At 72.0% G+C, this 21,165-nt stretch carries 18 protein-coding genes; 15 read left to right on the top strand and 3 right to left on the bottom strand.

What is annotated here, in order from left to right:
• Positions 1-65: 65 nt before the first annotated feature.
• Positions 66-1,721 (bottom strand): AbeC-like domain-containing protein, encoded by a 1,656-nt coding sequence (locus IE286_RS19860; protein ID WP_189798120.1) that lies wholly within the window; start codon positions 1,719-1,721, stop codon positions 66-68.
• 270 nt (positions 1,722-1,991) lie between these two features.
• Positions 1,992-4,190, bottom strand: a complete 2,199-nt coding sequence (locus tag IE286_RS19865) for an elongation factor G-like protein EF-G2 (protein ID WP_189798121.1) — start codon at positions 4,188-4,190, stop codon at positions 1,992-1,994.
• 227 nt (positions 4,191-4,417) lie between these two features.
• Here IE286_RS19865 and pgsA point away from each other — a divergent pair, with 227 nt between their 5' ends.
• The 15 genes from pgsA to IE286_RS19940 all read left to right on the top strand — a co-directional run bounded on the left by pgsA (position 4,418) and on the right by IE286_RS19940 (position 19,723).
• Positions 4,418-5,149 carry a phosphatidylinositol phosphate synthase gene (gene pgsA, locus IE286_RS19870; RefSeq protein WP_189798181.1) on the top strand — a complete coding sequence of 244 codons (732 nt, stop codon included), beginning with the start codon at positions 4,418-4,420 and terminating at the stop codon, positions 5,147-5,149.
• Entirely contained in the window at positions 5,146-6,081 is a 936-nt protein-coding gene (locus IE286_RS19875; protein ID WP_189798122.1) for a phosphatidylinositol mannoside acyltransferase, read from the top strand. The genes pgsA and IE286_RS19875 overlap by 4 nt, the downstream gene beginning before the upstream one ends.
• The gene (locus IE286_RS19880; protein ID WP_189798123.1) at positions 6,078-7,241 is read left to right on the top strand and encodes a glycosyltransferase family 4 protein; all 1,164 of its coding nucleotides are present in this window, start codon (positions 6,078-6,080) and stop codon (positions 7,239-7,241) included. Before IE286_RS19875 ends, IE286_RS19880 begins: the two co-directional genes overlap by 4 nt.
• An 87-nt stretch (positions 7,242-7,328) precedes the next feature.
• The gene (locus IE286_RS19885; protein ID WP_189798124.1) at positions 7,329-7,868 is read left to right on the top strand and encodes a LemA family protein; all 540 of its coding nucleotides are present in this window, start codon (positions 7,329-7,331) and stop codon (positions 7,866-7,868) included.
• 193 nt (positions 7,869-8,061) lie between these two features.
• Positions 8,062-8,976 (top strand): pyridoxal 5'-phosphate synthase lyase subunit PdxS, encoded by a 915-nt coding sequence (gene pdxS, locus IE286_RS19890; protein ID WP_189798125.1) that lies wholly within the window; start codon positions 8,062-8,064, stop codon positions 8,974-8,976.
• Between the two features lie 8 nt (positions 8,977-8,984).
• On the top strand, positions 8,985-9,596 hold the full coding sequence (gene pdxT / locus IE286_RS19895) for a pyridoxal 5'-phosphate synthase glutaminase subunit PdxT (RefSeq protein ID WP_189798126.1): 612 nt from the start codon (positions 8,985-8,987) through the stop codon (positions 9,594-9,596).
• Positions 9,597-9,645: 49 nt separating this feature from the next.
• Positions 9,646-10,398, top strand: a complete 753-nt coding sequence (locus IE286_RS19900) for a YebC/PmpR family DNA-binding transcriptional regulator (RefSeq protein ID WP_189798127.1) — start codon at positions 9,646-9,648, stop codon at positions 10,396-10,398.
• Positions 10,399-10,514: 116 nt separating this feature from the next.
• Complete coding sequence (ruvC, locus tag IE286_RS19905; RefSeq protein WP_189798182.1) at positions 10,515-11,063, top strand: crossover junction endodeoxyribonuclease RuvC; 549 nt, start codon at positions 10,515-10,517, stop codon at positions 11,061-11,063.
• Positions 11,060-11,662, top strand: a complete 603-nt coding sequence (gene ruvA, locus IE286_RS19910; protein WP_189798128.1) for a Holliday junction branch migration protein RuvA — start codon at positions 11,060-11,062, stop codon at positions 11,660-11,662. Before ruvC ends, ruvA begins: the two co-directional genes overlap by 4 nt.
• 28 nt (positions 11,663-11,690) lie before the next feature.
• On the top strand, positions 11,691-12,761 hold the full coding sequence (gene ruvB, locus IE286_RS19915; protein WP_189798129.1) for a Holliday junction branch migration DNA helicase RuvB: 1,071 nt from the start codon (positions 11,691-11,693) through the stop codon (positions 12,759-12,761).
• 165 nt (positions 12,762-12,926) lie between these two features.
• Positions 12,927-13,412 carry a preprotein translocase subunit YajC gene (gene yajC / locus IE286_RS19920; RefSeq protein WP_268255404.1) on the top strand — a complete coding sequence of 162 codons (486 nt, stop codon included), beginning with the start codon at positions 12,927-12,929 and terminating at the stop codon, positions 13,410-13,412.
• Positions 13,413-13,547: 135 nt separating this feature from the next.
• Positions 13,548-15,362: a protein translocase subunit SecD gene (gene secD / locus IE286_RS19925; protein WP_189798184.1), complete on the top strand. Its 1,815-nt coding sequence runs from the start codon at positions 13,548-13,550 to the stop codon at positions 15,360-15,362.
• A 1-nt stretch (position 15,363) separates the two neighbouring features.
• Positions 15,364-16,479, top strand: coding sequence for a protein translocase subunit SecF (gene secF / locus IE286_RS19930; RefSeq protein WP_189798130.1), 1,116 nt, complete (start codon positions 15,364-15,366; stop codon positions 16,477-16,479).
• A 5-nt stretch (positions 16,480-16,484) separates the two neighbouring features.
• On the top strand, positions 16,485-17,024 hold the full coding sequence (locus tag IE286_RS19935) for an adenine phosphoribosyltransferase (protein WP_189798185.1): 540 nt from the start codon (positions 16,485-16,487) through the stop codon (positions 17,022-17,024).
• A 194-nt stretch (positions 17,025-17,218) separates the two neighbouring features.
• Positions 17,219-19,723, top strand: coding sequence for a RelA/SpoT family protein (locus IE286_RS19940; RefSeq protein ID WP_189798131.1), 2,505 nt, complete (start codon positions 17,219-17,221; stop codon positions 19,721-19,723).
• Positions 19,724-19,842: 119 nt separating this feature from the next.
• On the opposite strand, the gene IE286_RS19945 is transcribed toward IE286_RS19940, so the two are convergent.
• Complete coding sequence (locus IE286_RS19945; RefSeq protein ID WP_189798132.1) at positions 19,843-21,072, bottom strand: DUF349 domain-containing protein; 1,230 nt, start codon at positions 21,070-21,072, stop codon at positions 19,843-19,845.
• Positions 21,073-21,165 lie beyond the last annotated feature (93 nt).

The raw sequence follows: 21,165 nt of genomic DNA on the forward strand, positions 1-21,165 counted from the left end.
CCGCCGGACGGCAACGACAAGGGGCCCGTCCACCGGACGGGCCCCCGCCTTCGTGCCGTGAGGCGCTACGCGTTGTAGACGTCGGCCTTCTTCGGACCCACGTCCTGCACCGCCCCGCTCAGCGCGGACGAGCGGGAACCGAACTTCGTCACGTCCACGCCGTTCTCCTTGAGCGTCCTCAGCGCCGCCGCGTGCACCACGCGCAGCACCGGAGTGGCGGCGCGCAGCGCGTCGTCGGCCATGAAGCGGTGCCGCCACGGCTGTTCGGCCCAGGCGTGGCGCAGGCCGAACGGCTCCGGCAGGGCGATCTTGCCGCCGAGCCAGTGCAGCAGCGGCGGGTACCAGGTCAGCGGGGCGCGGGCGGCGAGCCGTACCACCTCGTCGGCGTCCACGAGCGGCAGCTTCACCGTGCGGGTCTCCCAGAACTTCACCGCCTTGGCCACCTGCTTCTCCTTGGCCGCCGGCTTCTGGCTGAACAGGCCGTGGACCGGGCCCAGCGCATGGCCGGTGACCTCGATGCGCAGCGTGTTGTGCAGCACGGTGACGGTGATCATCATCGTGATGACCAGCTGGCCGTCCCACAGCGTCCACTGCACGCCGAGGTAGTGCCGGTCGCCGCTGCCGAACTGCTGCCGGTTGCAGATGTCCTGCACCGCGTGCGTCTTGACCGTGTAGTTCTCCACGTCGGTGCCGCTGGGCCGGGAGACCTCCTTGGCGCCCTCGCCGACATGGGTGACGACCCAGTGCTTGATGCTCGGCTTGGTGAAACCGCCGGTGTTGATCGGCGTGCGCTCCAGCAGGCCCAGACCCCCCTGGATCGCGGTGATCACGTCCCAGCTGCGGAAGGGGTGGAACTCCTTGTCCGGGTCGGCCGACACCAGCTCCTCGGCCAGATGCCAGCTGCCCCAGCGGGTGCCCATGCCGAGGATGCCCTTGGGACCGGCGTAGAAGGCGGAGTTGGACTGCTGCTCGGCGCTGAGCCGGGCCAGCTCCTTGCGGATCTGCTCGGCGGCGTCCCCGGGACTGCCGGGCACCGCCTCGGGGATCTTGGCGCCCACGCCGCCGCCGGAGAGCAGGGCGCTCCAGCGCTCGCGCAGATCCCGCGCGGTGCGTTCGCAGATCCGCTTGGCCACGTACCAGCCGGCCACCGGCGCGACCACCGCCGCCCGCGCGTACCAGGCCCAGAAGCCGTGGAACGGCATCTTGACCAGGAACAGCACGGCGAGCACCCCCACGGCCACCAGCAGCAGCGTGGCGTTCAGCCCGGCCCGCTTGTCCTCGCGCCGGCGCAGATTGCCGCGCAGCGCGAACACCGCCAGCCACACCAGCAGACCGGGCAGAAACAGCAGCCCGAACACCACCATCACCGCGGTGAGCCGCATGTCGCGCTGGCGGCGGATGCGGTGGGCGGCCAGGCAGTGCTCCACGACGACCTGCGGCTCCAGCCCGAAGGACTGGATGACCGGCTTACGGCCGGCGCCGAGCATGCGGTCGATCACCGCCCGCGAGAAGGCCTCACCGAGATTCGGGCGGAAGATCTTCGCCCAGGGCCGCGGCGGGGTGACCGAGGTCTGGTGCCATTCGTTGTCGGCTTCCTTGATCTTGTCGACCTCGTCGTCCCGGTACGCGGCGGCCGCCAGCCAGTGGGTGGGCGCCGTCTGCCCCGCCGCGCCCGACAGGGGCACCTGCGCCCCGAGTCCGAAGTCGAATCCGTCTGTCACTGCCGCCCCCACTGCCGAGGTGTCCGCCGTGCGCCCTGTCCCGGGACAGGCCGCAGGGCCCCGCGTGCGGATCAGGCCCGGGCCCGCCGACCGCACGGAAAGCCCCTAGCGGCCTTCCCGACTTCCTTGCCCCGCACACCTGTTGAACAGGTCATCAGCGTATCCGCACCCGTCGGCGCGCACAGGCGGACGGCGAAAGCCGCCCGCCTGTACGACGGCGTCCCGCGCCGCCGGCCTCCCGGTGGGCGTGGGCACACCCACCAAAGGCCGCTAGGACGCCGCGCGCTCCTGCTCCAGCACCCGGTCGGCCACGTGCGGCGGCATCGGCTCGTGCCGGACGTAGCGGCGGTCGAAGCGGGCCGTGCCGTGCGACAGCGACCGCAGGTCCACCGCGTACCGGCTGATCTCGGTCTCCGGCACCTCGGCCCGTACCAGGGTCCGCCCGCTGCCGACCTGCTCGGTGCCCAGCACCCGGCCGCGCCGGGAGGACAGATCGCTCATCACGGCGCCCACGTAGTCGTCGCCGACCAGGACGCTCACCTCGGCCACCGGCTCCAGCAGGTGGATCTTCGCGTCCGCGGCGGCCTCCCGCAGCGCCAGCGCGCCCGCTGTCTGGAAGGCGGCGTCGGAGGAGTCGACCGAGTGCGCCTTGCCGTCCACCAGGGTCACCCGGACGTCCACCAGCGGGTACCCGGCGGCGACGCCCTTGGCCGCCTGCGCCCGTACACCCTTCTCCACCGACGGGATGAACTGCCGGGGCACGGCGCCGCCGACGACCTTGTCGACGAACTCGATCCCCGATCCGCCGGGCAGCGGCTCCACCTCGATCTCGCAGATGGCGTACTGCCCGTGCCCGCCGGACTGCTTGACGTGCCGGCCGCGCCCGGCGGCCTTCGTCGCGAACGTCTCCCGCAGCGCCACCCGGTACGGCACGACGTCCACCTGGACGCCGTAGCGGGTGCGCAGCCGTTCCAGGGCGACGTCGGCGTGGGCCTCGCCCAGGCACCACAGCACCACCTGGCGGGTGTCCTGGTTCTGCTCCAGGCGCATCGTCGGGTCCTCCGCCACCAGCCGGGCAAGGCCCTGGGACAGCTTGTCCTCGTCGGCCTTGCTGTGCGCCTGCACGGCCAGCGGCAGCAGCGGGTCCGGCATCTCCCACGGCGCCATCAGGAGCGGCTCGTCCTTCGCGGAGAGCGTGTCGCCGGTCTCGGCGCGGCTCAGCTTGGCGACGGACACGAGGTCGCCCGCGACGGCCTGGGGCACCGGGCACTGCTGTTTGCCGAACGGCATCGACAGCGCGCCGATGCGTTCGTCGACGTCGTGGTCCTCATGGCCCCGGTCGGTCAGGCCGTGGCCGGAGACGTGCACCGTCTCGTCCGGGCGCAGGGTGCCGGAGAAGACCCGCACCAGGGAGACCCGGCCGACGTACGGGTCGGAGGCGGTCTTGACGACCTCGGCGACCAGCGGCCCGTCCGGGGCGCAGGGCTTCGGCTCGCGCGGCGCACCGTCGACCGTGGTCACCGCGGGCGCCTCGCGCTCCAGCGGCGTCGGGAAGCCGCGGGCGATCAAATCCAGCACCTCCACCGTGCCCAGGCCCTGTGCGGCGCCCTCGGCGGCCGGGGCGGCCGGAAGCACGGGGAAGAACGCCGCACGGGCCACCGCCCGCTCCAGGTCCTTGATCAGCGTCTCCACGTCGACCTGCTCACCGCCGAGATAGCGGTCCATGAGGGTCTCGTCCTCGCTCTCCGAGATGATCCCCTCGATCAGGCGATTGCGTGCCTCGTCCATGCGCGGCAGCTGCTCCGCGTCCGGCTCCGACTCCGTGCACCGGCCGCCCGTGTAGTCGAACACCTTCCGCGTCAGCAGCCCGACCAGGCCGGTCACCGGCGCGTGCCCGTCGGGGCCCGCGGGGCCGCGCAGCGGCAGGTACAGCGGCAGCACCGCGTCGGGGTCCTCGGCGCCGAACGCCTCGGCGCACACCCGGGTCATCTCCTCGAAATCGGCCCGTGCCGCCTCCAGATGGGTGACGACGATGGCCCGCGGCATGCCGACGGCCGCGCACTCCTCCCACACCATCCGCGTCGAGCCGTCCACACCGTCCGCGGCGGAGACGACGAACAGGGCGGCGTCCGCCGCGCGCAGCCCGGCCCGCAGCTCCCCGACGAAGTCGGCGTAGCCGGGCGTGTCCAGCAGGTTGATCTTGATGCCGTCCCAGCTCACCGGCACCACGGACAGCTGCACCGACCGCTGCTGCCGGTGCTCGATCTCGTCGTAGTCCGAGACGCAGCCGCCGTCCTCGACGCGGCCGGCCCGCTTCAGCGCCCCCGCCGTCAGCGCGAGAGCCTCCACCAGGGTGGTCTTGCCCGCTCCGGAGGGGCCGACCAGCACCACGTTCCGTATGGACGCGGGGTGGTCGGCCGTCACTGCCCTGCCGGCGGCTCCGGGGTGGGTGTGCGCCTTGTCGCCCATGATCCTGCCTCCCGTTGACGGTGAGGTCACTGTGGGCGCGGACACGCGGCACCGCGTGCACTGGCGGCCCCTGCGACGCCCGCGGTTCTTCGAGCTTTCCACTCCCCTCGTGCCGCGTCCATACGAACGGCCCGGGCCCCCTGAGCCGCCCGCGCGGCCCGCGCCCGCCGGCACCGCCGCCGCCGGGTACGGGGGACGGGAACATCCCGCGCGCCCGCGTGGCTACCATGGGCCAGCCGGCGGCCAGCAGGGGCCGCCCGGCGACCGTGACCCTCGGGAAGGCCATGCTGAACAAGTACGCGCGTGCATTCTTCACGCGTGTCCTCACACCGTTCGCCGCGTTTCTCATCCGCCGGGGCGTGAGCCCCGACACGGTGACGCTCATCGGCACCGCCGGTGTCGTCGCGGGCGCGCTGGTCTTCTATCCCCGGGGCGAGTTCTTCTGGGGCACGGTCGTGATCACGCTGTTCGTGTTCTCCGACCTCGTCGACGGCAACATGGCCCGCCAGCTGGGCCGCTCCAGCCGCTGGGGCGCCTTCCTGGACTCCACCCTGGACCGGGTGGCCGACGGGGCCGTCTTCGGCGGCTTCGCCCTGTGGTACGCCGGGCGCGGCGACGACGATCTGCTGTGCGCGGTGTCGATCTTCTGCCTGGCCAGCGGTCAGGTGGTGTCCTACACCAAGGCGCGCGGGGAGTCGATCGGGCTGCCCGTCGCCGTCAACGGCCTCGTCGAGCGCGCCGAGCGCCTGGTGATCTCCCTGGTCGCGGCCGGTTTCGCGGGGCTGCACACGTTCGGGGTGCCCGGCATCCAGTACCTGCTGCCCGTCGCGCTGTGGATCGTCGCCGCCGGCAGCCTCGTCACGCTGATCCAGCGGGTCGTCACCGTGCGCAGGGAGTCCGCCGAGGCCGAGGCGGCCGCCGCCGGGCAGAAGGAGCAGGGGAGCGGAGCAGCCACGTGAGCCTGCCCGAGCGCCTCAGCGACGCCCTGTACGGTTTGGGCTGGAGCACCGTGAAGAAGCTCCCCGAGCCGGTCGCCGCACACCTCGGACGGACCATCGCCGACCTCGCCTTCAAGCAGCGCGGTGCCGGCGTGCGGCGGCTGGAGCGCAACCTGGCCCGCGTGGTGCCGGACGCGACGCCCGAGCGGCTCGCCGAGCTGTCGCGCGCCGGCATGCGCTCCTACCTGCGCTACTGGATGGAGTCCTTCCGGCTGCCCGCCTGGAGCGCGGAACGGATCCGCACCGGCTTCGCACCCGAGGACGTGCACCGCCTCACCGACGGCCTGGCCGCGGGCAAGGGCGTCGTCCTCGCCCTGCCGCACCTGGCCAACTGGGACCTGGCCGGAGCCTGGGTCACCACCGCGCTGAACACGCCGTTCACCACCGTCGCCGAACGGCTCAAGCCCGAGACCCTCTACGACCGCTTCGTGGCCTACCGCGAGGGCCTGGGCATGGAGGTGCTCCCGCACAGCGGCGGCAGCGCCTTCGGCACGCTGGCCCGGCGGCTGCGCGACGGCGGCCTGGTCTGCCTGGTCGCCGACCGCGACCTGTCCTCCTCGGGCGTCGAGGTGTCCTTCTTCGGCGAACCCGCCCGCATGCCGGCCGGCCCCGCCCTGCTCGCCCAGCACACCGGCGCCCTGCTGCTCCCTGTCACCCTCTGGTACGACGACTCGCCCGTCATGAAAGGCCGCGTGCATCCGCCTGTCGAGGTACCCGGGTCAGGCACGCGGGCCGAGAAGACGTCTGTCATGACACAGGCGCTGGCCGACACCTTCGCCTCGGGAATCGCCGACCACCCGGAGGACTGGCACATGCTGCAGCGGCTGTGGCTCGCCGACCTGGACGAGCGGCCCGGTGACGACAAGCGGCCCGGTGACCGGGAGCGGCCGTGAGGATCGGCATCGTCTGCCCCTACTCCTGGGACGTGCCCGGCGGCGTCCAGTTCCACATCCGCGACCTCGCCGAGTACTTCATCCGCCAGGGCCACGAGGTGTCCGTGCTGGCGCCCGCCGACGACGACACCCCGCTGCCGCCGTACGTCGTCCCGGCCGGACGCGCCGTACCGGTGCCCTACAACGGCTCGGTGGCCCGCCTGAACTTCGGCTTCCTGTCCGCGGCCCGGGTCAGGCGCTGGCTGCACGAGGGACGCTTCGACGTCATCCACATCCACGAGCCGACCTCGCCGTCCCTGGGCCTGCTGGCCTGCTGGGCGGCGCAGGGGCCGATCGTCGCCACCTTCCACACCTCCAACCCCCGCTCCCGGGCGATGATCGCCGCCTACTCGATCCTGCAGGCGGCCCTGGAGAAGATCAGCGCCCGGATCGCGGTCAGCGAGTACGCCCGGCGCACCCTGGTCGAGCACCTCGGCGGCGACGCCGTGGTCATCCCCAACGGGGTCGACGTGGACTTCTTCGCCCGCGCCGAGCCCCGCCCCGAGTGGCAGGGGCACACCATCGGCTTCATCGGCCGCATCGACGAGCCCCGCAAGGGCCTGCCGGTGCTGATGCGGGCGCTGCCGAAGATACTCGCGGCCCGCCCGGACACCAGGCTGCTGGTCGCCGGCCGCGGCGACGAGGAGGAGGCGGTGGCCACGCTGCCGGCCGAGCTGCGCTCACACGTGGAGTTCCTCGGCATGATCAGCGACGAGGACAAGGCGCGCCTGCTGCGCAGCATCGACCTGTACGTCGCCCCCAACACCGGCGGGGAGAGCTTCGGCATCATCCTGGTGGAGGCGATGTCCGCCGGCGCCCCGGTGCTCGCCTCCGACCTCGACGCCTTCGCCCAGGTGCTGGACCAGGGCACGGCGGGGGAGCTGTTCGCCAACGAGGACGCCGACGCGCTCGCCGACGCCGCCGTGCGCCTTCTCGGCGACCCGGAGCGCCGGGCCGAGCTGCGTGAGCGCGGCCGGGAGCACGTGCGCCGCTTCGACTGGTCCACGGTGGGCGCGGACATCCTGTCCGTCTACGAGACGGTCACCGCGGGCGCGGCGGCGGTGGCCGCGGACGACCGCACGACCGGCCTGCGGGCCCGGCTGGGGCTGGTCCGGGACTGAGCCCCCCGCCGCCGCGGTGCGTGAGCGGCGGACGGCGCCGTGCGCGACGGCCGGGGCCCGGACGGCGCCCCGGTAGCCTTGCGGCCCGTGACCGCAACGCTGATCTGGATCGTCGTCGCCCTGGTCGTCGTCGGCCTGTACCTGAGCTGGACCGCGGGGCGGCTGGACCGGCTGCACGCGCGGATCGACGCCGCCCGGGCCGCGCTCGACGCGCAGCTGCTCCGCCGCGCCTCGGTGGCCCAGGAGCTGGCCACCTCCGGGGTGCTGGACCCGGCGGCCTCCATCGTGCTCTACGAGGCCGCGCACGCCGCCCGGCAGGCCGACGAGGACCAGCGCGAGGTCGCCGAGAGCGAGCTGAGCCAGGCGCTGCGCGCGGTGTTCTCCGACCCCCGGCAGGTGGAGGAGGTCCGCTCGGCGCCCGGCGGCGCGGAGGCCGCCCGCGAGCTGTCCGAGGCCGTGCGCCGGGTGCCGATGGCCCGCCGCTTCCACAACGACGCGGTGGGCGCGGCCCGCCGGCTGCGCGAGCACCGCAAGGTCCGCTGGTTCCGGCTGGCCGGGCACGCCCCGTTCCCGATGGCGTTCGAGATGGACGACGAACCGCCGCAGGCCCTGGTGGACCGGGCCTGACCCGCCCACCGGACACCCCGCACCGGACCCCGCACCGCCGCGGACCGCCGGACGGACGGGTGCGTCACCGCCCGAACCGGACCCGGCACGCCAAAAAGGATCCACCGGCTCACTATTGGCCCTTGCCGTGGACTGGTCATGTCACGTTTGCTCGGTGCGCAACACATCCGCACTTCACCGAGTGAGGTCACCCGTGTCCACCACGACCCCCGAGTCCTCCCCGACCCCCGAGACCGGCACCGCCCGGGTCAAGCGCGGCATGGCCGAGCAGCTCAAGGGCGGCGTCATCATGGACGTCGTCACCCCGGAGCAGGCGAAGATCGCCGAGGACGCGGGTGCCGTCGCCGTCATGGCCCTGGAGCGGGTCCCGGCCGACATCCGCAAGGACGGCGGCGTGGCCCGCATGTCCGACCCGGACATGATCGAGGGCATCATCGACGCGGTGTCCATCCCGGTGATGGCCAAGTCCCGCATCGGCCACTTCGTCGAGGCCCAGGTGCTGCAGTCCCTCGGCGTCGACTACATCGACGAGTCCGAGGTCCTCACCCCGGCCGACGAGGTCAACCACACCGACAAGTGGGCCTTCACCACCCCCTTCGTGTGCGGCGCCACCAACCTCGGCGAGGCCCTGCGCCGTATCGGTGAGGGCGCCGCGATGATCCGCTCCAAGGGCGAGGCCGGCACCGGCAACGTCGTCGAGGCCGTGCGCCACCTGCGCCAGATCAAGAACGACATCGCCCGCCTGCGCGGCCTGGACAGCCACGAGCTGTACGCCGCCGCCAAGGAGCTGCGCGCCCCGTACGAGCTGGTCAAGGAGGTCGCCGAGCTGGGCAAGCTCCCGGTGGTGCTGTTCTCCGCCGGCGGTGTGGCCACCCCGGCCGACGCCGCGCTGATGCGCCAGCTCGGCGCCGAGGGCGTCTTCGTCGGCTCCGGCATCTTCAAGTCCGGCGACCCGGCCAAGCGCGCCGCCGCCATCGTCAAGGCCACCACCTTCTACGACGACCCGAAGATCATCGCGGACGCGTCCCGCAACCTGGGCGAGGCCATGGTCGGCATCAACGTCGACGTCCTGCCCGCCTCCGAGCGCTACGCCTCCCGCGGCTGGTAAGCACACTGATGAGCGAAAAAACCCCTGTCATAGGCGTCCTGGCCCTCCAGGGCGACGTACGGGAGCACCTCATCGCCCTGGCCGCGGCCGACGCCGTGGCCAGGCCGGTGCGGCGCCCCGAGGAGCTCGCCGGCGTCGACGGCCTGGTCGTCCCCGGCGGCGAGTCCACCACCATCTCCAAGCTGGCCGTCCTCTTCGGAGTGATGGAACCCCTGCGTGCGCGGGTGCGCGACGGCATGCCCGTCTACGGCACCTGCGCCGGCATGATCATGCTGGCCGACAAGATCCTCGACCCGCGCTCCGGCCAGGAGACCATCGGCGGCATCGACATGATCGTGCGGCGCAACGCCTTCGGGCGGCAGAACGAGTCCTTCGAGGCCGCCGTCGACGTCAAAGGCATCGCGGGCGGACCGGTGGAGGGCGTCTTCATCCGCGCCCCCTGGGTCGAGTCCGTGGGCGCCGGGGCCGAGGTGCTCGCCGAGCACGACGGCCACATCGTCGCCGTCCGCCAGGGCAACGCACTGGCCACTTCGTTCCACCCGGAACTGACCGGTGACCACCGCGTGCACTCCCTGTTCGTGGACATGGCGCGCGGCAAGAGGGCACCGGAGTCCTTGTAGGATCTCTGGAAGTTCGTACGCAGACGGGTTACGCGAAGGAGACAGGCAGATGTCCGGCCACTCTAAATGGGCCACGACGAAGCACAAGAAGGCCGTCATCGATGCCAAGCGCGGCAAGCTCTTCGCGAAGCTGATCAAGAACATCGAGGTCGCCTCGCGTCTGGGCGGCCCGGATCCTGACGGCAACCCGACGCTGTACGACGCCGTGCAGAAGGCCAAGAAGCAGTCGGTCCCGAACAAGAACATCGAGTCGGCGATCAAGCGCGGCGCGGGCCTGGAGGCCGGCGGTGCCGACTACGAGACGATCATGTACGAGGGCTACGGGCCGAACGGTGTCGCGGTGCTCATCGAGTGCCTCACCGACAACCGCAACCGCGCCGCCTCCGAGGTGCGCGTGGCCATGACCCGCAACGGCGGCTCCATGGCCGACCCGGGCTCGGTGTCGTACCTGTTCAACCGCAAGGGCGTGGTGATCGTCCCCAAGGGCGAGCTGACCGAGGACGACGTCCTCGCCGCCGTCCTGGACGCGGGGGCCGAGGAGGTCAACGACCTCGGTGAGACCTTCGAGGTCATCAGCGAGCCCGGCGACCTGGTCGCGGTCCGCACCGCGCTGCAGGACGCCGGCATCGACTACGAGTCCGCCGAGGCCAACTTCGTCCCCTCCGTCCAGGTCGAGCTGGACGAGGAGGGCGCCCGCAAGATCTTCAAGCTGATCGACGCGCTCGAGGACAGCGACGACGTGCAGAACGTCTTCGCCAACTTCGACGTCAGCGACGAGATCATGGAGAAGGTCGGCGCCTGACGCCCACGACACGCGGCACGGGCCGGCGGGACACGCCCCGCCGGCCCGTCGCCGTGTCAGTGGCACCCGATAGCCTGCACAAACAGGTGATCGAGGTGAGCCAGAAGGGGGGCGCGGTGCGGGTACTGGGAGTGGATCCCGGGCTGACCCGGTGCGGGATCGGCGTCGTCGAAGGGGTGGCCGGCCGGCCGCTGACCATGCTCGGTGCCGGGGTGGTGCGCACCCCCGTGGACGCCGACCTCGGCCACCGCCTGCTCGCCGTCGAGGAGGGCATAGAGCAGTGGCTGGACGAGCACCGGCCCGAGTGCGTCGCCGTCGAGCGCGTCTTCAGCCAGCACAACGTGCGCACCGTCATGGGCACCGCCCAGGCCAGCGCCGTGGCCATGCTCTGCGCCGCCCGGCGCGGCCTGCCGGTCGCCCTGCACACCCCCAGCGAGGTCAAGGCCGCCGTCACCGGCAGCGGACGCGCCGACAAGGCGCAGGTCGGCGCGATGGTCACCCGTCTGCTGCGGCTGAACGCGCCGCCGAGGCCCGCTGACGCCGCCGACGCCCTCGCCCTGGCCGTCTGCCACATCTGGCGCGCCCCGGCACAGAACCGGCTCCAGCAGGCCGCCGCCCGCCTGAGGGCCGCCGCCCCGACCTCACCGAAAGGCCGTACGGCATGATCGCCTTCGTCAGCGGCACGGTCGCCGCGCTCGCCCCCGACACCGCGGTGATCGAGGTCGGCGGCGTCGGCATGGCCGTGCAGTGCACCCCGGCCACGCTGTCCGGGCTGCGCGTCGGACAGCCCGCCCGGCTGCACACGTCCCTCGTCGTCCGCGAGGACTCCCTCACCCTGTACGGCTTCGCCGACGAGGACGAACGCCAGGTGTTCGAACTGCTGCAGACCGCCAGCGGCGTCGGACCGCGCCTGGCGCAGGCCATGCTCGCCGTGCACACCCCCGACGCCCTGCGCCGGGCCGTGGCGAGCGGCGACGAGAAGGCCCTGACCGCCGTGCCCGGCATCGGCAAGAAGGGCGCGCAGAAGCTGCTGCTGGAGCTGAGGGACCGGCTCGGCGAACCCGTCGGAGCACCCGCCGCGAGCACCCCGGCCGCCGCCGGCTGGCGCGACCAGCTGCACGCCGCCCTGGTCGGCCTCGGCTACGCCGCCCGGGAGGCCGACGAGGCCGTCGCCGCGGTGGCCCCGCAGGCCGAGGCCGCCGGCACCCCGCAGATCGGACAGCTGCTCAAGGCTGCCCTGCAGACCCTGAACCGAGCCCGCTGACCCCACGACGACGATCGAGGCACACCACATGAACCGGGACGACCCCAGCGGCACCGCCGCCCCCGAGCGGCTGGTCGGCGCCGCGGCCGACCGCGAGGACCAGGCCGTGGAGGCCGCCCTGCGCCCCAAGGACCTCGGCGAGTTCATCGGCCAGGAGAAGGTCCGCGAGCAGCTCGACCTGGTCCTGCGCGCCGCCCGGGCGCGCGGCACCACCGCCGACCATGTGCTGCTCTCCGGCGCACCCGGCCTCGGCAAGACCACCCTGTCCATGATCATCGCGGCGGAGATGGGCGCCCCCATCCGCATCACCTCAGGCCCCGCCATCCAGCACGCCGGCGACCTCGCCGCGATCCTGTCCTCCCTGCAGGAGGGCGAGGTGCTCTTCCTCGACGAGATCCACCGCATGTCGCGGCCCGCCGAGGAGATGCTGTACATGGCGATGGAGGACTTCCGCGTCGACGTCGTCGTCGGCAAGGGCCCCGGCGCCACCGCGATCCCCCTGGAACTGCCGCCGTTCACTCTGGTGGGTGCGACCACCCGGGCGGGTCTGCTGCCGCCGCCGCTGCGCGACCGCTTCGGCTTCACCGCGCACATGGAGTTCTACGAGCCGCACGAACTGGAGCGCGTCGTGCACCGCTCGGCGCGGCTGCTGGACGTGCACATCGAGCCGGAGGGGGCCGCGGAGATCGCCGGCCGCTCCCGCGGCACCCCCCGCATCGCCAACCGCCTGCTGCGCCGCGTCCGCGACTACGCCCAGGTCAAGGCCGACGGAGTGATCACCCGGGAGGTCGCGGCCGCCGCGCTCGCCGTCTACGAGGTCGACAGCCGCGGCCTGGACCGCCTCGACCGGGCCGTGCTGGAGGCCTTGCTGAAACTGTTCGGCGGCGGACCCGTGGGCCTGTCCACGCTCGCGGTCGCGGTGGGCGAGGAGCGTGAGACAGTGGAAGAGGTCGCCGAGCCGTTCCTCGTGCGCGAGGGGCTGCTCGCCCGTACGCCACGCGGGCGTGTCGCCACGCCGGCGGCCTGGGCGCACCTCGGCCTCACGCCCCCGCACTCACCGGCCGCGGGAAACGGACAACAGGACCTGTTCGGGACGTGAGTGCGTCAGCAGTGGCCCGGTGAGGAACCCGAGTGCCATGCTGAGCGTTGTTCCCTGCGCGCGGACTCGCCTAGACTCCGCCGATGCCGCCTGCGAAGGCGGTGCGACCACCCCACCCACACCAGGCCGCTCACCGTCGCGGTCGTGCGAAGGAAAATTCGTCCCGTGAATAGCCTCGTGACCCTCCTCCCGTTCATTGTGCTCATCGGGGCCATGTTCCTGATGACCCGGTCGGCCAGGCGCAAGCAGCAGGAGGCCGCCCGCATGCGTGACCAGATGCAGCCGGGCAGCGGTATCCGCACCATCGGCGGCATGTACGCGACGGTCAAGGAGGTCAACGACGACACGGTCCTCCTCGACGCCGGCCCCGGTGTGGAGCTGCTGTTCGCCAAGAACGCCATCGCGACCGTCCTGCCCGACGACGAGTACAACCGCATCGTCCACGGCATCGAGCACGACCTGAAGTCCGACGGCGACCTCGTGCCCGACGACGCCTCCTCCCTCACCGGGACCGACGAGCCCGCCGCCGGCGACGACAAGCCCGTGGATCTCGGCAAGAAGGACGCGGCCGACGAGCCGGCCGACGCCACCGCCGAGGCGAAGGCGGACGCAGAGCCGAAGAAGACCGACGGCGACACCGAGGCGAAGTAGTCCCCCTCCAGGGCGCGCGGCACCGGGCCGCGCGCCCTGGGACGTGTGCGCTTCGCACGCGGGATCGCTACACCATGCCATGGCCGCTTGCGGGCCCACCCTGGCGCCCAGCGGCCCGAGAGGGAGTACGAGAAGGTGGCAGCACCTAAAAAGGGCCGGAGCGCGGGCGCCCAGAGCAAGCCATGGCGCTCGCTGGTCCTGATCCTGATCGCCATCGTGGCGCTCACCGGAGGCATGTTCGCCTCCGGCAACACCACTCCGCGTCTCGGTATCGACCTGGCGGGCGGTACGAGCATCACACTGCGGGCGGTCCCCGAGCGCGGCCAGGAGTCCGCGATCAACAAGGCCAACATGGACACGGCCGTCAGCATCATGGAACGCCGGGTCAACGGCCTCGGCGTCTCCGAGGCCGAGGTCCAGACCCAGGGCAACGACAACATCATCGTCAACATCCCCAAGGGCACCAACTCCCAGCAGGCACGGGAGCAGGTCGGCACGACCGCGAAACTGTACTTCCGTCCGGTCCTCGCCACCGACATCTCCGGCGTCGCCGCCACCCCGTCGCCGGGCACCTCCGCGAGCGCCAGCCCCTCCTCCAGCCCCTCCGGCAAGGCGGGCGACGACAACGGGACCAGCGGCGGTGAGAAGGCCACCTCCACCGGCTCCGCTACCCCCTCGGCGACCGGGTCCCCGCAGGGCCGCGCCGTCACCGACGGCCTGAAGGCCGACGCCACCCCGTCCGCGGGCAGCACGGCGTCCGGCTCCCCGAAGGCCTCCGCCAGCCCGAGCGCCTCCGCCACCGCCGGCAGCGACTCCGGCGGCGACGTCCCGGCCGCGCTCCAGGCCCAGTACGCCACGCTGGACTGCACCAAGAAGGACGTCCGCGCCACCGCCGGCAAGGGCGTCAAGCCCTCCGAACCGACCGTGGCCTGCGGTCAGAACTCCCAGGGCCAGTGGCAGAAGTACATCCTCGGCCCCGCCGCCGTGGACGGCACCGACGTGAAGAAGGCCCAGGCCGTCTTCAACACCCAGACCGCCGCGGGCTGGACCGTCACCATGGAGTTCACCTCCAAGGGCGCCAAGAAGTTCGCCGACATCACCGGCAAGCTCGCGCAGAACACGACGCCGCAGAACCAGTTCGCCATCGTCCTGGACGGCAACGTCGTCTCCGACCCGTACGTCAGCCAGGCGCTGACCGGCGGCAACGCGGAGATCACCGGCCGCTTCAGCCAGGAGGAGGCGCAGAGCCTGGCCAACATGCTCTCCTACGGCGCGCTGCCGCTGACCTTCCGCGAGGACAGCGTCACGACGGTGACCGCCGCGCTCGGCAGCGACCAGCTGCGCGCCGGCCTGATCGCGGGCGCCATCGGCCTCGCCCTGGTCGTCGTCTACCTGCTGGTCTTCTACAAGGGCCTGTCGGTCATCGCGATCCCCTCGCTGCTGGTCTCCGCGATCCTCACCTACACGATCATGTCGCTGCTCGGCCCGGCCATCGGCTTCGCGCTGAACCTGCCGGCCGTGTGCGGTGCGATCGTCGCCATCGGCATCACCGCGGACTCGTTCATCGTGTTCTTCGAGCGCATCCGGGACGGAATCCGCGAGGGCCGCAGCCTGCGCCCGGCGGTGGAGCGTGCCTGGCCGCGCGCCCGGCGCACCATCCTGGTCTCCGACTTCGTGTCCTTCCTGGCCGCGGCGGTGCTCTTCGTCGTCACCGTCGGCAAGGTACAGGGCTTCGCCTTCACCCTGGGCCTGACCACCCTGCTCGACGTGGTCGTCGTCTTCCTGTTCACCAAGCCGCTGATGACCATCCTGGCCCGCAGGAAGTTCTTCGCCCAGGGGCACAAGTGGTCCGGCCTGGACCCGAAGTCGCTCGGCGCCAAGCCGCCGCTGCGCCGCACCCGCCGTCCGTCCGGTCCCGCCGCCGGCCCCGTCGAGACGAAGGAGGCGTGAGATGTCCAAACTCGGCACTCTCAGCGCCAAACTGCACCGTGGCGAGGTCGGCTACGACTTCGTCAAGAACCGCAAGATCTGGTACGGCATCTCCGTCCTGATCACCATCACGGCCGTCGTCGGCCTCGTGGTGCGCGGCCTGAACATGGGCATCGAGTTCCAGGGCGGTGCGGTCTTCACCACGCCGAAGCACATGACCACCACGGTCAGCCAGGCGGAGACCTACGCCGAGGACGCCTCCGGCCACGACGCGATCGTGCAGAAGCTCGGCGACGGCAGCCTGCGCATCCAGATCGCCGGCATCGACACCGACAAGTCCGACCAGATCAAGGAAGCCCTCTCCAAGGACCTGAAGGTCGACCCCGAGCGGATCAACGCCGACCTCGTCGGCCCCAGCTGGGGCGAGCAGATCGCCAACAAGGCCTGGGAGGGCCTGGCGATCTTCATGATCCTGGTCGTGATCTACCTGGCGATCGCCTTCGAGTGGCGCATGGCACTGGCCGCGCTGGTCGCCCTGATCCACGACATCACCATCACCACCGGCATCTACGCCCTGGTCGGCTTCGAGGTCACCCCGGGCACGGTGATCGGTCTGCTGACGATCCTCGGTTACTCGCTCTACGACACGGTCGTCGTCTTCGACAGCCTCAAGGAGCAGACGAAGGGCATCACCAAGCAGACCCGCTGGACCTACAGCGACGTCGCCAACCAGTCGATCAACGGCACGCTGATGCGCTCCATCAACACCACCGTGGTCGCGCTGCTGCCGGTGGCGGGCCTGCTGTTCATCGGCGGCGGCCTGCTCGGCGCCGGCATGCTCAACGACATCTCGCTGTCGCTGTTCGTCGGCCTCGCGGCGGGCGCGTACTCCTCGATCTTCATCGCCACCCCGCTGGTCGCCGACCTCAAGGAGCGCGAGCCGCAGATGAAGGCCCTGCGCAAGCGGGTGCTGGCCAAGCGGGCGCAGGCGGCTCAGGGCACGCCCGAGGACCCCGCGCCCGGCCGGGCGGCGGGGCCGGACGAGCCCGAGGACGCCGCACCCGCGGTGGTGGGACCGCGCGACCAGTCCGCCTCCCGCGGCCGGGGCCGCGGCCGCACCTCCGGGAAGCGCCGGTGACCGCCGTGACCGACATCAAGGAACTGCTGCTCAGCCGCATCCGGGACGTCGAGGACTACCCGGAGCAGGGCGTGGTGTTCAAGGACATCACCCCGCTCCTGGCGGACCCGGCGGCCTTCACCGCCCTGACCGACGCGCTCGCGGAGATCGCCCAGCGCACCGACGCCACCCGGATCGTCGGCCTGGAGGCCCGGGGCTTCATCCTCGGCGCCCCGGTCGCCGTCCGCGCCGGCCTCGGTTTCGTGCCCGTCCGCAAGGCGGGCAAGCTGCCCGGGGCCACCCTGCGCCAGGCCTACGACCTGGAGTACGGCTCGGCGGAGATCGAGGTGCACGCTGAGGACCTCACCGCAAACGACCGCGTCCTGGTCGTCGACGACGTCCTGGCCACCGGCGGCACCGCCGAGGCCGCGCTGCAGCTCGTCCGCCGTGCGGGCGCCCGCGTCGCCGGCGTCGCGGTGCTGATGGAACTGGGCTTCCTCGGCGGCCGCGCCCGCCTGGCGCCGGCCCTGGACGGCGCCCCGCTCAAGGCCCTGCTGCGGATCTGAGCGGCCGCCGCCCGTCCCGGGCGGCCCGCGGCACCCGGAGGACGGGCCCGGAGGAATCCGGCGCCCGTCCTTCGCGTTGTGTCCTATGTCGAACACCCTCTCGTCGGTCTGGAGGCGATCCTGGAGCCCCGGATCGCTACCATGGGGTCTCCGGAGCCTGACCGGGGGAGCCGGATCGCGCACGAGGAGCCCTCTTGCCAGACGAGGCCCAGCCACTGACCGCCGCCAAACCCGAGGCCGCGGCGGCGAAGCCCGCGCCGCAGGCGTCGCAGGCGACGAACGACGCCCGCGGGACGGTCGAACGCGCCCAGTCCGCGCCCGTGGAGAAGTCCGCGGAAGCCGCGCGCCCCAAGCCGGCGCCGCCCGTGCGCGCCGCCTCCGGCCAGCCCGCCCGCTCCGGTTCCTCCAACCGCGTCCGCGCCCGGCTCGCCCGGCTCGGCGTCCAGCGCGCCAACCCGTACAACCCGGTGCTGGAGCCGCTGCTGCGGATAGTGCGCAGCAACGACCCGAAGATCGAGACGGCCACGCTGCGCCAGATCGAACGGGCCTACCAGGTCGCCGAACGCTGGCACCGCGGCCAGAAGCGCAAGAGCGGCGACCCGTACATCACCCACCCGCTCGCGGTGACCACGATCCTCGCCGAACTCGGCATGGACCCGGCCACCCTCATGGCCGGTCTGCTGCACGACACCGTCGAGGACACCGAGTACGGCCTGGACCAGCTGCGCCGCGACTTCGGCGACACCGTCGCCCTGCTCGTCGACGGCGTCACCAAGCTGGACAAGGTCAAGTTCGGCGAGGCCGCCCAGGCCGAGACCGTGCGCAAGATGGTCGTGGCCATGGCCAAGGACCCCCGTGTCCTGGTGATCAAGCTCGCCGACCGCCTGCACAACATGCGCACCATGCGCTACCTCAAGCGGGAGAAGCAGGAGAAGAAGGCGCGCGAGACGCTGGAGATCTACGCGCCGCTCGCCCACCGCCTGGGCATGAACACCATCAAGTGGGAGCTGGAGGACCTCGCCTTCGCGATCCTCTACCCCAAGATGTACGACGAGATCGTGCGTCTGGTGGCCGAACGTGCCCCCAAGCGCGACGAGTACCTGGCCGTCGTCATCGACGAGGTGCAGCGGGACCTGCGTGCCGCCCGCATCAAGGCGACCGTCACCGGCCGCCCGAAGCACTACTACAGCGTCTACCAGAAGATGATCGTCCGCGGCCGTGACTTCGCGGAGATCTACGACCTGGTGGGCATCCGCGTCCTGGTCGACACCGTGCGCGACTGCTACGCCGCCCTCGGCACCGTGCACGCGCGGTGGAACCCGGTCCCCGGCCGGTTCAAGGACTACATCGCGATGCCCAAGTTCAACATGTACCAGTCGCTGCACACGACGGTCATCGGCCCCAACGGCAAGCCGGTCGAGCTGCAGATCCGCACCTTCGACATGCACCGCCGGGCCGAGTACGGCATCGCCGCGCACTGGAAGTACAAGCAGGAGGCCGTCGCCGGCGCCTCCAAGGTCCGCACCGACGCGCCCCGCACGTCGGCGAAGGACAAGGACGCCATCAACGACATGGCGTGGCTGCGGCAGCTGCTGGACTGGCAGAAGGAGACCGAGGACCCCAGCGAGTTCCTGGAGTCGCTGCGCTTCGACCTCTCCCGCAACGAGGTCTTCGTCTTCACGCCCAAGGGCGACGTCATCGCGCTCCCGGCCGGGTCCACCCCCGTGGACTTCGCCTACGCCGTCCACACCGAGGTCGGCCACCGCACCATCGGTGCCCGGGTCAACGGCCGCCTGGTGCCGCTGGAGTCCACCCTGGACAACGGCGACCTGGTGGAGGTCTTCACCTCCAAGGCGACCGGCGCCGGGCCGTCCCGCGACTGGCTCGGCTTCGTCAAGTCGCCGCGCGCCCGCAACAAGATCCGCGCCTGGTTCTCCAAGGAGCGCCGCGACGAGGCCATCGAGCAGGGCAAGGAAGCCATCGTCCGCGCGATGCGCAAGCAGAATCTGCCCATCCAGCGGATCCTGACCGGCGACTCCCTGGTCACCCTGGCGCACGAGATGCGCTACTCCGACATCTCCGCGCTGTACGCCGCGATCGGCGAGGGCCACGTCTCGGCGCAGCACATCGTGCAAAAGCTCGTCCAGGCCCTCGGCGGCGAGGAGGCCGCCACCGAGGAGATCGACGAGGCGGTGCCGCCCTCCCGGGGACGCGGCCGCAAACGCCGTGCCAGCGCCGACCCGGGCGTCATCGTCAAGGGCGTCGACGACGTGTGGGTCAAACTGGCCCGCTGCTGCACCCCCGTGCCGGGCGACCCGATCATCGGTTTCGTCACCCGGGGCAGCGGCGTCTCGGTGCACCGCAGCGACTGCGTCAACGTCGAGTCGCTGTCCCGGGAGCCCGAGCGCATCCTCGACGTCGAATGGGCGCCCACCCAGTCCTCGGTGTTCCTGGTCGCCATCCAGGTCGAGGCCCTGGACCGCTCCCGGCTGCTGTCGGACGTCACCCGGGTGCTGTCCGACCAGCACGTCAACATCCTCTCCGCGGCCGTCCAGACCTCCCGCGACCGCGTCGCCACCTCGCGCTTCACCTTCGAGATGGGCGACCCCAAGCACCTGGGCCATGTGCTGCGCGCGGTCCGCAGCGTGGAGGGCGTCTACGACGTGTACCGCGTGACCTCGGCCCGCACCCGGTCCTGACCGCGCAGCGTCCGCAGACGGCGGACTCGGCCGCACCACAGGCCTCGCACACGCCGAGAGGGCCCCGTACGCACCGCACGGGGCCCTCTTCCGTGGACTTCGAGGCGCGAAGCGTTCGCTCAGCCGCCGAGCTCCTGCAGGCCCTTGAGCGCCTGGTCGAGCAGCGCCTGCCGGCCCTGCAGCTCCTGCTCCAGCTTCTCCGCCTTGGCTGTGTTGCCCTGCGCCCGCGCCTGCTCGATCTGGGCCGTGAGCTTGTCCACCGCCGCCCGCAGCTGACCGGTGAGCCCCTCGGCACGCGCCCGCACCTCCGGGTTGGTCCGCCGCCACTCGGCCTCCTCGGCCTCCTGCAGCGCCCGCTCGACCGCGTGCATCCGGCCTTCCACCCGGGCACGGGCGTCCCGCGGCACATGACCGATGGTCTCCCAGCGCTCGTTGATCGCGCGGAAGGCGGCCCGGGCGGCCTTGAGGTCCGTGATGGGCAGCAGCTTCTCGGCCTCCTCGGCCAGTTCCTCCTTCAGCTTCAGGTTCTCCGCCTGCTCCGCGTCCCGCTCGGCGAACACCGCGCCGCGCGCGGCGAAGAAGACGTCCTGGGCACCGCGGAAGCGGCTCCACAGCTCTTCCTCGTGCTCCCGCTGCGCACGGCCCGCGGCCTTCCACTCGGCCATCAGCTCCCGGTAACGGGCCGCCGTGGGACCCCAGTCCGTGGAGTCCGACAGCGACTCCGCCTCCGCGACCAGCCGCTCCTTGATCCGGCGGGCCTGCTCGCGCTGCGCGTCGAGCTGCGCGAAGTGCGCCTTGCGCCGCTTGGAGAACGCCGAGCGCGCGTGCGAAAAGCGGTGCCACAGCTCGTCGTCGGACTTGCGGTCCAGACGCGGCAGGCCCTTCCAGGTCTCCACCAGCGCCCGCAGCCGCTCACCGGCCGCCCGCCACTGGTCGGACCGGGCCAGCTCCTCCGCCTCGGCGACCAGCGCCTCCTTGGCCTTGCGGGCCTCCTCCAGCTGCCGGGCCCGCTGCGCCCGGCGCTCCTCGCGGCGCTTCTCGACCGTCTCGACCAGCTTGTCCAGGCGGGCCCGCAGCGCGTCCAGGTCACCGACGGCGTGATGCGCGTCCACCTGCTCGCGCAGATGGCCGATGGCGGCCATCGCGTCCTTCGCCGACAGGTCGGTGGTCCGCACCCGCTTCTCGAGGAGGCCGATCTCGACCACCAGGCCCTCGTACTTGCGCTCGAAGTAGGCCAGTGCCTCCTCGGGGGAGCCGGCCTGCCAGGAGCCGACGACCTTCTCGCCGTCGGCCGTCCGCACGTACACGGTCCCCGTCTCGTCGACGCGGCCCCACGGGCTGCTGCTCACAGCGCCTCCTCCACATGATGCCCGCGAGGGGGCCTCGAAGCTCCCCCGGGCATCGTCCACAGTTTCGTCACGGCCAACATAGGCGACCGGCGG

Origin of the sequence: Streptomyces thermodiastaticus, from assembly GCF_014656135.1 — a bacterium.
Classification (GTDB): Bacteria; Actinomycetota; Actinomycetes; order Streptomycetales; family Streptomycetaceae; genus Streptomyces; species Streptomyces thermodiastaticus.